10 protein-coding genes are annotated in these 14,675 nt (G+C 27.1%); 3 read left to right on the forward strand and 7 right to left on the reverse strand.

Annotated elements, in window-relative coordinates; translation table 11 throughout:
• Positions 1–89 precede the first annotated feature (89 nt).
• From KHQ81_11015 to KHQ81_11030, 4 genes are all read right to left on the reverse strand, one after another.
• Positions 90–938, reverse strand: coding sequence for a hypothetical protein (locus KHQ81_11015; protein ID QVK17376.1), 849 nt, complete (start codon positions 936–938; stop codon positions 90–92).
• A gap of 738 nt (positions 939–1,676) precedes the next feature.
• Positions 1,677–2,951, reverse strand: coding sequence for a hypothetical protein (locus KHQ81_11020; protein QVK17377.1), 1,275 nt, complete (start codon positions 2,949–2,951; stop codon positions 1,677–1,679).
• Positions 2,952–3,244: 293 nt separating this feature from the next.
• Positions 3,245–3,397 (reverse strand): hypothetical protein, encoded by a 153-nt coding sequence (locus KHQ81_11025; protein QVK17378.1) that lies wholly within the window; start codon positions 3,395–3,397, stop codon positions 3,245–3,247.
• A 387-nt stretch (positions 3,398–3,784) separates the two neighbouring features.
• Positions 3,785–4,261, reverse strand: coding sequence for an ASCH domain-containing protein (locus KHQ81_11030; GenBank protein ID QVK17379.1), 477 nt, complete (start codon positions 4,259–4,261; stop codon positions 3,785–3,787).
• Positions 4,262–4,636: 375 nt separating this feature from the next.
• Between KHQ81_11030 and KHQ81_11035 the strand changes: the two genes are divergently transcribed.
• Together KHQ81_11035 and KHQ81_11040 are read left to right on the forward strand one after the other, a co-directional pair.
• A complete protein-coding gene (locus tag KHQ81_11035; GenBank protein ID QVK17380.1) occupies positions 4,637–5,335 on the forward strand; it encodes a hypothetical protein in 699 nt (232 codons plus the stop codon).
• A gap of 192 nt (positions 5,336–5,527) precedes the next feature.
• Positions 5,528–7,144, forward strand: a complete 1,617-nt coding sequence (locus KHQ81_11040; protein ID QVK17381.1) for an ATP-binding cassette domain-containing protein — start codon at positions 5,528–5,530, stop codon at positions 7,142–7,144.
• Positions 7,145–7,363: 219 nt separating this feature from the next.
• Here KHQ81_11040 and KHQ81_11045 read toward each other — a convergent pair whose 3' ends face one another.
• The 3 genes from KHQ81_11045 to KHQ81_11055 all read right to left on the reverse strand — a co-directional run bounded on the left by KHQ81_11045 (position 7,364) and on the right by KHQ81_11055 (position 13,763).
• Complete coding sequence (locus KHQ81_11045; GenBank protein QVK17382.1) at positions 7,364–9,985, reverse strand: N-acetylmuramoyl-L-alanine amidase; 2,622 nt, start codon at positions 9,983–9,985, stop codon at positions 7,364–7,366.
• Between the two features lie 828 nt (positions 9,986–10,813).
• Complete coding sequence (locus tag KHQ81_11050; GenBank protein QVK17383.1) at positions 10,814–12,061, reverse strand: NAD(P)/FAD-dependent oxidoreductase; 1,248 nt, start codon at positions 12,059–12,061, stop codon at positions 10,814–10,816.
• Between the two features lie 16 nt (positions 12,062–12,077).
• Positions 12,078–13,763: an ankyrin repeat domain-containing protein gene (locus KHQ81_11055; protein QVK17384.1), complete on the reverse strand. Its 1,686-nt coding sequence runs from the start codon at positions 13,761–13,763 to the stop codon at positions 12,078–12,080.
• A 163-nt stretch (positions 13,764–13,926) separates the two neighbouring features.
• Here KHQ81_11055 and KHQ81_11060 point away from each other — a divergent pair, with 163 nt between their 5' ends.
• The gene (locus KHQ81_11060; GenBank protein QVK17385.1) at positions 13,927–14,640 is read left to right on the forward strand and encodes a hypothetical protein; all 714 of its coding nucleotides are present in this window, start codon (positions 13,927–13,929) and stop codon (positions 14,638–14,640) included.
• Positions 14,641–14,675: the final 35 nt, after the last annotated feature.

The raw sequence follows: 14,675 nt of genomic DNA on the forward strand, positions 1-14,675 counted from the left end.
TAGAGGATTGAATTTAAAAAAATGCACCCTAATTTTCTCATAGGTTACTATGAAGAAAAAGGTGCATTTTATATATAATTAATTAAATATCAATTACTTAATGGAATCAATATGTTATTCCCAAATGTATTATTTGAAATATATCCATCATATAATTCTTTTAATAAAACTGTATCAAAAGGCATAGGTGTCAACTCATCAGCTGTATTATTATAAACATCTGAATTATTAGAAATTCCAAAAGTACCGTTGATTACATCATCTAATGTGAAATCAGCATGAGCTAGTATAGGTGATGGAATTGAAATAGTGATATTATAATATTTATCATCTATGTCATAAGAATAATGAATGTTAATGTTTGATTGGTTCATTAAATATTGATCGTATTGAGACAATTCTTGTAGTAGCATATAAATTCTTGCTAATATTATTTCATTTGACAAATCTGATGATGTCGAATAAAACGAAATATCTCCAAATGTAGAATCTGCCATTATATTATCTTCTATTATGTAACCTGTAAAATACTTATTCGCAAATGAACGAACAAGTTCTTCAAAGGATAAATATTTACCCGATTGATCTAACATAATAGTGAAATTAGCTGCATCTGTATTTGCTCCTTTAAGCACAGTTACTTCAGCTTCTAATTGTGCAATCTTATCTAGTAATTCAGTGTTGTCAATAGTTTCTACTGCCTCTAATGCAGTTTCAAGTTCTGCAATTTTTGCTAATAATTCAGTGTTATCAGTAGTTTCTACTGCCTCTAATGCAGTTTCAAGTTCTGTGATTTTAGCAAGTAATTCAGTATTGTCATTATCTTCAATTGCGGATACTTTGCTATTTAACTTTACAAGGGTTTCACCAACAACAAAACCGAATGCTAGTAAAACTATAACTACAATAATTCCTGATAATTTTAGTAATTTTCCCATCTCTTTTCCTCCTATAATTTTAAAACATCACTTTATTATACTACATTAGAAAGAATTGTAAAATATTACCACAATAAATATGAAATATTTATCGAATATTACTTTTATCTTATCTTCAATTAGTGAATTTTTTATCAATACAATAAAATGTTCTGGTTTTATAGGAACTATTGAATCATCAGTTTTTAATTTTTCAATAACATCATACCATTTTTCAATTGCATCTCGTATTAAATAATTATTACAAAAAATCACCTACAAAGATACTAAGTTTTTAAAGTGTATACTCTATAGGTGAAATTTTATTAAATATTTTTTTCTAATGTAAAAATAATATAATTATTAAAATAATAGTAATAATTATCCTATATTTTTTTCTAACTTTTTTTAAGAATCACTATTTCATTTAATATATAAACAAAAGAGGGATAGCAATCAAATAAAAGATAGATAAAAAATAAAATTTGTTATTAGAAAAAATATTTATAACAAAACTAAAAAATAAATGTAATAATTGATTTTTATTCTTATCATTCACATGCATTATATATACCAATACTAATAACTAACATCAAATATTGTATTATAATCAAACTATTACTTTTTAAGTATAAATTTATCATAATCTTCCTATAAAGAAATATATTTTATAGATTTTCCGTCCCAATCAACTTCATATAAAGTTGTAGATTGAGGATAATCTACTTTATACAAAGTAATCCTAAAAGGTACGTTATATTAATTCGAGAAGATAGTATCGTTATATAATAAATTAAAATCCTCTTTCTCTTCTACAGAAAACATTCCATTAACAGGATAACTACATCCAACCTTATGAGCATCTAGTATTGGATTAAGTAATCCAGTTCCGTAATATTTTGTATTGCATCTACCTGTTGCAAAAACTGGTGCTTCATTGATAACATGTCCATTATGACCTAGTGCATGACCTAATTCATGCGCTATTACTTCTACTACATTACTATTACTATAATATTGCAGATTATCATTCTCATCTAATCCCTGCATATTTAATAAGTCTATTATGTAAATATTTGATACATCAGTTGTTTGATTAACTTTATTTATTCTATAGCAAGCACCTGAAGTATTATCACAAAAACTATAGTGATTTGGTAAAATGCTTGTATAAGCATCATCGGTAACACCGTGTGTTCCTGATTTATATCCTAACGCAAGATATTCACCCTGTGTTATAAAATGAATAACTATTTCTGCTTCACTTTTGTAATAGGATCTTACAAAATCAAAACCAAACTGCATCTCCCAAATATTAATCGCATCTAATGTATATTGTTCATAAAAAGCTGCATTTGCAAGACTTGATTCAATGTAATAAGTTACAATCTTATCATTCATTCTATATACTGTAGAAACATCTCCAGAAAAATCATTTATATTATTTGTTACGTCAATCTCAAACTTATTAATAAAGACTCTTCCTTCACTATCCATAGCACAAGCTGTTAACTGATATGTTCCTGTAGTACCCATATTTACATTCTCTGTAACAACATATTGTCCAGTAATCTGAGAGTTATTAGAGTTCGCAATAATTCTATTTACCCAATTAGGTTCCGTTGAATTAGTGGCAAATACGTTATTAAACAAAGCTAGTTGAACAGTTGGTGCATCATTAACAACTTCAACATTATAAGTTCTAAAAATTTTGTGACCATTTACATCTCTCACAGTATAGGTAACTGTATAATTACCTAGTAATGTTACATCAACATTTTCAGTAATGGTAATTTTACTAATTGGAGAACCACCTGGTATAATATATACCATATTTCTCCAATCCTCAATCGAATTAATTCCCAATTTATAAGGAAAATACTCCTTAGGTGTAATTGTAGGTGGTAAGTTCGTGGTATCACATATTTCTGTCGCAGGATCACACGGCTGAACTACATACGCTTTAGCGTTAAGCGCTGTACCCAAAAGCATTACAGTAAAAATTGTTAATAAAAATAATTTACTTCTTTTCATAAAAAATTCCTCCCATAAAATATTTACTACATAAGAAGTATAACACTTTATAGAAGGTATATCATATAATTTATAAAAAGTATTGTTTCATGTCTCGTATGAGAGTAAACTCTTAATGATTTATATGTCTTTGGATATTTCTCAACTGACTATACTGCTACCAGTTGCTTAAGTTCATAATTATTTGTCGGTTTTGCATTGTCAAATCAGGTTTCAATTCCTTTTTTATATAGTCTTTTGCGTATGTAGTAAGATTTTCAGTAAATGAAATCATTCTCTGACTTGAATAGTTTTTAGATGTACATCAGTAATCGTTTTTGATAGGTAATTGATCCATCACTTGACACTACTTTTAAATTTGGATATGATTTCAACCAATCTACCACGTCTTCATATTCTCTTAATTTTATCATATCTATAATTTGGTGCGTTCTAACATCTATCATTATCGTCCCATAGGATTCTCTCTTTTTTTAGGCAAAGATAATATACTTCTTTGCAATTAGATACAACGCTTATGTAACATACAGAGTCAATAATTTCATGACTTACATAATCAAGATTTCAATCTAATAATTTAATAAATTCGTCCATTATAAATCCTCGATTCTTTACTTTACGACTCTTTAATTATACCATTATTTTCTAAGTGAACCAACTAACTTTGGAAGGAACCAAGTTACAATTGACATGTACATGTTCTTTTATTCGATTAATCCCTCCTATAATATTATCATAATTATAATACTTATAAGTTTTGTAATACCATTATAAATATTTTAATTTGTTTATAATTTCGTAGGCTTGTCTCTATATTATTTTCTCCATGAAGTCTATACTTGATATATTACTTCAAAATCTTCAAAAATCACTGGCATATCATCGCTAAACTCATACCCAAGTTCATTTCCTTCTTCCTTGAAAAAACGAATATGTCCCTTACGCCAGGATTCTAATGTATCATCCTCACCCTCACGCTTACAAAGATCATAAGTAATATCTGAAAATGGAAGAATTGTTACCGCAATTGTTTCAATAACACAGCGTGGTACACCTTCCCAATCAGTGACAATACTTAAATCACCAACCTCAGGTACACGCGCACCTTCAATTTCATATCCCCATAAACTACTAGCTGTAGCCTTCTTTTGTCCAATTAACACTAAATGCAATAATTCATTGACCCATTTTTCAGTTAATTCAAAATGAAATACATCTAAATACTTGGTTGTTTTATCTCTACTTGTTTCTCTTAAAAAAGATTTCCAAAACATTTCTATTTTTTCTTGCGAATACTTTTCATTTTCCATTAATACTACCTCCCTTGAGCTTTATACATCATAAACTAATGTTTAATAGAAATATTACCTATTATAATAAATCTACATCACTGATTATTCATGCTATATCATAAAAAATTATACCATGATTTATCATTTCTTTACAGAATTTAATTAAATAGTTATTTTGTAATTATATTTTTCTTTATCTTTTCAATTCTTTAAAAATATATGAAGTTAAATTTACCTGGATTTTATTTCTTGGATTTTGGTTACACTATATTTCACTACCATTACTAGTATCATTTTTGTATATATTACTATATTACTTGCGTTTTTTAGAAGATTTTGTCTTTAGAACATGATATAATAATATTATATAAAATAATAATAGGATGGTAAATCATGAATATTAAGCTACTGAATTTTAATTCAAATCAAAATATTTTAAATTATATTACCACAGGCTTGAAGACTAATTATAACTCTCATTCATTTTCTATAAATGAAAAAAGCATTGAACTATTTCATAAAAAAGATGGATTTTTTTTAAAACAACACTCACTTTTTTGTATTATAAAAACAAGTGATTTATCGCATGAGAACCTAGAAGTGATAAAAAAGCATATCTATTTTAAAATGACTGAGTTAAATCTTTTTAAATCTTTATATAGACCTGGATCAAATGTCATGTTAAGACTAATTATAGAGACTGAAAGTAATTCAGAGGCTATTATTAAGGCTTATAAAGAAAATAGAGATTTAAATATTGATTATGTTTTTATTTGTAAAGATGAGCTGTATTACAAGAATAACAAATCACTAAGTAATATCTATAATTTAAATACCCTAGATTTTCTTTCATTACTTGATTCAATTAGTAACAATATATGTAATAAGAAATTATATCAGATACTCAATATAATAGGATATAAGTATTATGTTTTACTTCAGATTCTTTTTGTCATCACAACACCTTTTATAGCTTCCTCTTTAAACTTAAATAGACCTTGGCTGACCGCTTTTTTATTACTACCAAGTATATTTATGTTTATGTTTATTATACTTTCGAATATTTTTAGAATGGAATTAAAAAAAGATTAACAGAGAAAAGTTTACAACCAACACCAATGGTGCTGGTTGTTTTTTTTCATCAAGTAATATCCAACTTCTCCCTTATAATTAAAATAATTCCCAACAAAGTGGATGAATGGTATTTTTTACCCTGCTCCATTTTATTTTTTTGTAGTTTTTAGTTTTATATTATGTTACTATATATTGATAGGAGTTGTTAGAATGATTACAGTATCAAATTTAGATTTAATATTTTCAGATAAAAAAATATTTAAAAACGTCAATTTAAAATTTACACCAGGTAATTGTTACGGTGTAATTGGAGCAAATGGAGCAGGTAAATCTACATTTTTGAAGATTTTGTCCGGTGAAATGGATTCAACAAAAGGCGAAGTTATTATTGAAAAAGGGAAAAGAATGGCTGTTTTAAAACAAGACCATTACGAATACGAAGACTTTGCGGTTATTGATACAATTATCATGGGTCATAAAAGGTTATATGATATTATGAAAGAAAAGGAATTATTGTATGCAAAAGTTCCTTTTACTGAAGAAGATGGAATAAAAACAGCAAATCTAGAAATGGAATTTGCTGAGCTAGATGGATGGAATGCTGAGTTTGAAGCTGAAAAGTTATTACATGGATTAAATGTAGATAAAGTTAATTTCCAAAAAAAAATGAGCGAAGTAACTGGTCAAGATAAAGTCAAAATTTTACTAGCGCAAGCATTATTTGGAAACCCTGACATTTTATTACTTGATGAACCGACAAACCACTTAGATTTTGAAACCATTCGGTGGTTAGAAAATTTCTTGCTTCATTATGAAAACACTGTCATTACTGTCTCCCATGATAGACATTTTCTAAATAAAGTTTGTACACATATAGTAGATATTGATTTTGGAGTAGCCAAACTTTACCCAGGAAATTATGACTTTTGGAGAGAATCATCACAATTAGCACAAAAATTAATGCTTGATGCAAATAAGAAAAAAGAAGAAAAGGTGAAAGAATTAAAATCTTTTATTGCTAGGTTTAGTGCGAATGCTTCAAAATCATCGCAAGCAACATCACGAAAAAAATCTCTTGAAAAAATTAATCTTGACGAAATTGTTCCTTCTTCGAGAAAATATCCATTTGTTGGGTTTGAATTAAGTAGAGATTTAGGGAAAGATGTTTTAACAGTTGAAAATTTATCCGCTTCTTTTGAAGGAAAAAAAGTATTTGAAAATGTCTCATTCACCATATACCGTGATGATAAAATTGCTTTACTAGGAAAAAATGATTTGGCAAGAACCGTACTATTACGCATTTTAGCTGGTGAGTTATTACCAGATAGTGGTACATTTAAATGGGGACAAACTGTTGTACACGCTCATTTACCAATTGATAACACAAGTTATTTTAATAATTGTGATCTAAACTTGATCGATTGGTTGAGACAATATTCAAAAGACCCAGCTGAAGTTTATATTCGAGGGTTTTTAGGTAGAATGTTATTTTCCGGAAATCAACCACTTAAAAAGGTACAAGTACTATCAGGTGGAGAGAAAATGCGTTGTATGTTGTCTAAACTGATGTTAGCACATGCAAATACTTTACTGATTGACCAACCAACAAATCATCTGGATTTAGAATCAATTCAGTCTGTAAATACCGGATTAAAAGAATTTAAGGGATCTCTTATTTTAACATCCCACGATCATTCATTATTATCAAGTGTTTCCAATAAAGTGATAGAAATTGGGGATAAAGGATCCTATACATTTGAAGGATCATTTGAAGAATATTTAGACAATACAATGGCAAAGAATTTAGTAAATAAACTATATATCTAATTAGTATTATTGATATAAATTTTCTGTTTATAAAGTTTAAATATGTTGTACATTATCTTTTTATAAAAACAAAGAAAATATGAACTATATTAATAAATAATTAGAAAAATTCGAATCAAAAATCCCACCTTATTTCAGGTGGGATTTCAAATTTTTTTGTCTTTATATTTATTATTAATTTTTATATAGATTTTGTCATCAGACTAACTAGAAAACAATTTATTGTTCAGCTGTTAAACTATTATATAACACTTCAACATCATGTTTGAAATCTTCAAAACTATATCCTCGTCCTGCTAAACCATTTTGAATCATTGTTGATGGACATGGTTTATCCCAACTACTAGCCATTTGATGAGTTACAACACGATCTAATGGAACATTTAACTCAATCATTAATTGTACAGTTAATTTAACCGCATTTTGAACTGCTACATCATAATCCCCATCAATGTTAACACAAATCTCAATTCCAACTGAATTACTATTAGAGATTCCTAGTTCTTCTTTGTAAGTACCAACATGCCATCCTTTATCATCTAAATCTAAATATTGGAAAACACTTGTTTCATCAACCCCAAAGTGTGCTGATGTTCCCCGATAATCATTGTTCCAATATCTATAATGTAAATAAGCATCAGCACCAACATTACGATTGGCTGTCTCATGAATTACTATAGCTGTTGGTGTTATCGCATCTTTAACAAAATTTTGGCTAATATGATCATAAATCATTGCTAAACCAGTATTTAAATTAATATTGATTGTATTAGTGTAACCATCTGACATTGTATAATTAGCTAAATAAGTGTTATTCTCAGCATCAAATGTTACATCATTCATAACACCTGAACCACGATAATTATATGAATAAACATCAGTATAATCCCATTTTCCATCTGTTATTTTAGGGAAAACAAAATATGGACTACCATTATTTTGTCCTAATAACATCATTTTTCCATCTAATTCTTTAACATCTAATATGTTTGTTGCTTGCGCTTCATTATTTGTTCCTCTTGAGACATCTTGTAATTTTCCATCCTTATCAAACAACATTAATAATAAATGATCATTTTCATCTTTAACAATCTTTACTGTTAATTGTGAGGCTTCATCAATATATTCCTTAAATACACTTGTATATTCAAAATCCATTTCATCATTCTCCATATTAATTATCATTGTATTTGTACAGATAGATGATTCTTCTTGATATTGAGCTTTTATTGTATTATTTTCTTGGTCATAAGTAATACCAACAATTGCTCCATCATTATGAAAATCATTCCAATAGTAATCTTTCACATCAACTAATTCTCTATTTTGATTTAATGACTTAATTTCAATCATTGGTTTATGATTATTTTCGCCATAAATAAAGAGTAACCCATTTTGAAATGAAACATAATTATTATACTGTGAATGAGAAACTAGTTCATTATTTTCATCAAAGAGTAAAACTTCAGGTACTTCTGGTTCTAATGTCCAAATTACAACATCAGTATTTGAATTTTCATCATGTCCTCTAGAAAAAATAGGTCCAAAACTTAGTTCAGGAGAAATGCTAATAACCTCATCTTCTACAGCTAAACTAATCATCTTTTCTGTAAATCCATCAATAATTTTATTATATACAGAATTAACTTCTAAAGTTGGACAATCATTTAACTCAAAATCTAATTGATACATCTGTTCAATATAATTTTGACTTTCAATAAAATAACCAGCTAAATAATAAGGGGTATCCCCATAAATATTTGAATTTTTAACATTGAAACCATTCGTAGAAAAATGATAATTCGTCTTATCTGTAACTAAACTGTTCGTTAAGTTTTCTTGTACAAATGTTAAATCATGATTTAAACCTAATTCAAATCTTGATTCATTTATAATCGCATTTCGCCAATTTTTAATGTTGTTAAGCGTTATCCCATTATAACTATAAGATTCCTCTTCTCCCTCAAACGACATTGCTTTATAAATTGTTCCATTTCGCTTATTAAATACTTCATAATCTATAATAGTTGTTTGTGGCTTTTCTAATTTACTAAATATTGCACCATTCCGTTTATCACCATAGAAATATAAATTTTGTTCAGATGATTCTGTTGAATTAGCTTTTTCTATTCTGATTAATTGATTTCCATCTTCATCATTTTGAATAGTAAAAGAAACACCTTCATTATCAAGGTTATAACCTGCTTCTATCTTATTTTCAATCAAATCAATTTTAAGATTTAAAACCTCATCCTTACTTACATTATTTTGCATACTTATCTTAAAAAGTTGTTCATTAAAAACAATATTAATCTTTACCTCATCAGTTAAATGATTAGATTTAACTAATTCATGATTGGTTGTTAAAGTGATATCTGCCTCAATTTTTTCTATCAAAGAGGTATCACTTAATTCATAAGAATTAATATCAAGTGTTAGATTATCTAAAGATAAATCAATTGAATTATCCTCATAAAAAACGGTCTTAGATAGTGCTTCATTAAATAATACTTGTATATCTAAAGACAATTGATTAACCTTCTCTAAAGGTGTCATTATCTCATTTTGTAGTGGTGTATTATTAAATGTTATTAAGTTTTTAGTAACTTCAACATCAGTTAATCCAGTCACAGATGACCCATTAGATAGATTAATTGACTCACTAATACCTGACATTATGTCATAATCAATAGCTTCTGTACTTACTTGAATCACTTCTTTTTTTTGGGTTGTTTCAGTGGCTTCAGTTGTTGTTTCAGTTGTTGTTTGGGTTTCTGTTTTATCACAAGCAACTAAAATAAACACCAAAAAAAAGGCGATTACTATAGATTTAAATTTCATATTATCCTCCCTCTAATCATCTATTAATCAAAATGAAAACTTCTACCCTATTATAACACAAATTATGAAAATTTTTTGCATTTATTTAAGATATTTTGAGTAAAAAAACAGTTTAGCAACTAAACTGTTTTTCCATTAAACAAATAACCTAAATATCGTCAAAATACCAACTAAAAACATTATTACTAAAATGATGAACATTAGAACACTGAAGACATGTTTGATCACAAGTCGAATCACCGAAAAGAAAAGGATACCGAAAACTATCATATAAACAAAAATAGGAATTTCTGCTAAAAATTGATTTAACAAATTATTCATTTTTATCACCCTTATTATTTTGGTTAATTATGGAATATTTATAAGTAATTTCCTATTTTTACCAAATTATATATTCATATGACAATATATTACAATCAAATATCTTAACTGACGTAGAAATATATTTCTCAAGTTATTGAAATAAAAAAAAGCAAATAATGTGAATAATTTTATATTATGTAATTGATAATGATACTGAAGAAAGGAAGGGAAATAAATTATGAAACGAATACTGAAATTTAATATCAGTATTTAGGGATTTACTATATTATAAAATCTTATTCATTATGTCTTGTTCCCACCTCAAAAAATAATGAATACTGTTGATTAGTAAATCCAATTTAAGGATATAATAACATTTAATCTTTATCATGAAGGGAAAATCAATTTTTTATAAGTCGGAGATTTAATTTAGATTTTCTATCATGCCTAATGATTATATGAGTATAAAAAAGAATCTTACAAAATTTAAGTAAGATTCTTTCCTTATTTATGAGTCCATTATAGTTAATATTCACTCATATTTTTTCCTGCTAGATAACCACTACTCCATGCCCACTGAAGATTATAACCTCCACAGTCTCCATCAACATCTAATACCTCTCCAGAAAAATATAATCCTTCAACAAGCTTTGATTGTAATGTTTTATCATATACTTCAGTGGTATCTACTCCACCAATTGTTGATTGTGCATTTTTAAAACCATTTGTTCCATTACAAATAAAAGTCCAATTTTTCAAAGTTTGGTAAAGTTTAATTTTTTCTTGATATGTTAAACTATCACAAGTTTTATGAATATCAGTAATACCACTATTTTTTAAAATAACTGGTATTAATTTTTTATGTAAAACGCCAATTAAAGATTGAAAAACCGTTCTGTGACCAAATAAAGCAAAACGGGCATCAAAATAGTCTTTCATTTCCTGTTTTGATTGTTTAGAAAATAAATCAAGCGAAATTTTCACTTCTTGATTATGAGAAAGCCCAACAGAAGCATATCTACTCAGTTGTAAAATAGCAGGACCTGAAATACCATAATCTGTAAATAATACTTCATCATATTCTTGCCGTTTCATTTCTTGATTAACCATAATCGAAGCTAAAGCATCAAATCGAACGCCTGATATAGCCTTCAAGTGCTTATACTCAAGTTTTAACTGAACAATTGTCGGAAGTGGTTTTATGATGTTATGACCGAATTGCTTGATTATTCGATTAATACTACCATCAGAACCTGTATTAGGTGCAGCACTCCCTCCACAAGCAATCAATACTTTATTCGCTAGAAAATACTGATTATCTGAATTTGTGGATTCAACTAAAAACTTGTTATTTTGTTTCTTTATATTAATTACCTTACTATTTAAATAAACAGGAATATCTCTTTCCTCAATATTCATTAAAAAAAGATTAACAACACTAGATGCTTGTAGTGATTTTGGATACATTTTCCCATCATTTAGTGTCGTAAGGGGTAACCCATATATATTAAATAAATTAATTGTATCTTCAACAGTAAATTGATTTAATACAGATTGAAAAAAAGTTGGGTTTTGTCCATGAAATGTCTGATAAGGCATTTTGATTTTATGATTAGTAATATTACAACGACCATTACCTGTTGTTAGTATCTTTTTTGCGATCCGATTTGCACCTTCTACAATTACAACTTGTTTTCCTAAATCACAAGCAGCAAGTCCTGCTAGTAACCCAGAAGCGCCCCCACCTATAATTAGGACATCTGTAGAAATCATTCAATCACTCCTATATTTAACTATTTTCAGAATAACTTCTTAATAATTTCGCTATCTCAAAGTCTTCAATTTCTAAAGCGAAGAAAATGGCAGCATCTCCTTTATTATCTTTTAGATTACTATCTGCACCACATTTTAATAAAGCTTCCACAACTCTAATATTACCACTTTTAATCGCGTGCATTAACGCTGTCATCCCAGAATCATCTTGAAGATCAACATCAAAATTAGGATGCTCAAAAATTTTAGCAATAAATCTTTTCTTTTGCATTTGAAGAGCAATCATTAATAGTGTCTTACCCTCTTTGTATTTAAGATTTAAATTTGCTCCATAATTTAATAATTCATCAAATAATTCTAAATTATCATCAAATAAACTTAACAATATTAAAGAATTTTGGTTTTTATCTATCGTATTAATCTCTGCCTTACGTGAACGGATTATCTTTTGTAAGGTGTTTGAGTCATGATTTTGGTAAGCAATCAATAAAGCGTTTAATCCCTCATTATTCATTATGTTGATATCTATTAGGGGGTATTCAATTAATCGATCAATAATTAGGTTTTGCTTATTTTTAATTGCAACCAGTAGGATGGTGTTTCCCTCATTATCTTGACAATTGACATCAACTCTTCGCTCTAATAATTCATTAAATAATAATTTATATTCTTCCTGATGTGTTTTATCACCACTTATATCATTTAACTGTTCATTAAGCGTAAATAGGATAGTTTTATTATTTGAATCTTTTAAATTCAAATTACTATCTAAATATATTATCTTTCTTGCACAAATAAACATACCGAACTCAACACAATACATAAGAAGCGATTTTCCACGATAATCAATATTATTTAACAAATCATTTTTCCGCAAAATCTTATCAAAGATAAATTTATTATTATATTTAATTGAAAAAACAGCAATTAAAAATGGAATATTAAATCGACAATAATCTTCTACATCCTCATATTCAAGTAATAATTCAAGTAATTTATCATGATCTTTATCTTTAAAATGTTTATCAATAATTTCAATTATTTTATTAATTAAAGGCGTATCAATTCCTAATCCATTGGCAATGTCTAAAGCTGTTTCATGATTATAATTTTTAATAAATGGATCAGCACCATAATCAATTAATAATAATGAAAAATCAATGTCTTCATTTTTAACTGCGTAGTGTAAAATAGTATTACCATCTTTATTAATATGATTGATGAACACATTCTTTTCTAATAAATATAAGCAAATTTCTTTCCGATCATGCTTATATGCATATATTAAAGTATTTTCACCTTGTAAATTAAATCCCTTAATGTCAATTTCTTTTTCAATTATTAGTTCAAAATATTCTGAATTAGGATTATTAATCACATAAAATAACACCGATTCACGTTTATTATCAATAAAATCTAATTTAATATCTGTTTCTAATAATTTTTTAAACATCGGTAAGTTATCATACTTAATCGCAGTCATTAGATAACTCATATTATTTTTATTCAAATGATTGATATTTGAACAATAGGTAATAGCAGCTTCAGCGATTGTATTTTTATGATTTTTAATACTCTTTTCAATCAAATCTTCGTCATCTTTAAATATTTCATTGAGATCCATTTTTTTAGATTCCAGATAAAAAACAATTTTAGGTTCATCATCTTCAAACATTTTTTTTACTTTTGAATTTTTAAACACACTATACCTCCCCTGAAACTCCGTTTATAAACTTACTATTATTTTACTTGTCGAAAACAAGTAAATCAATAGGAACCGTATGATTTATTGATAAAATATGTAATATTGTTTGTTTAATAAGTTTTATACATGTTATAATAAATAAAAACAAATGGGGGATAAGATGGATATTAAAAGTTTTATTCTTGGATTTTTACTTGGTATTCTATTTTTATTTTTTATTTTCTTATTAACTATATATATCACTAATAAACGTTTTTTAAAAAAGACTCTTAATGCTTCAAACATTGAAAATCAAACAATACGTCAATTAATCGCAAATAAATCAAAGCAAATTATTAAATCACCTCGAATTGGTTTTACTAATAATCTAGCATTAATGCAAGAATTAACGAAAGATTTAGTTCAAGAAATCGCAACCTACTATTACCCTGATAGTAAGTATCCACATTTAGAAATTAATATTATTGAAGCCATCGAAATGAATGAACGCGTTTTAGAACGTTTAAAACAAATTTTAGATTATAAAGTTATTGGTTTACTGAAAACAATTCGTATTTCACAAATTATTACTATTTTAGAAACGAAAAAAAATATCGAAAGCCATAAACTCTATCAGTTATCAAAAAAATATCACTTTGATAAAGTCGTTCGTTTTGGATACACAGCCCTAAATTGTGCCAATATAGGTTACTGGATTAGACGTTTAATTTTTACTTCTACATTAGAAACCACCTTAAGAAGTGTTGCAGTAATGACATTAAATATTGTAGGTGAAGAATCTTCACAATTATATAGTAAAAAAATCTTAGATAATAGTGATAAAATTCTTGACAAAGAATTAGATAAATTTGTGAAAACAATTGAAGCTAGTTAATAAATTTCAACTTAAAAGTAAAAAGTCTTTATTCA

Source organism: Mycoplasmatota bacterium (assembly GCA_018394295.1).
In the GTDB taxonomy this organism is placed as follows: domain Bacteria; phylum Bacillota_I; class Bacilli_A; order Haloplasmatales; family Haloplasmataceae; genus JAENYC01.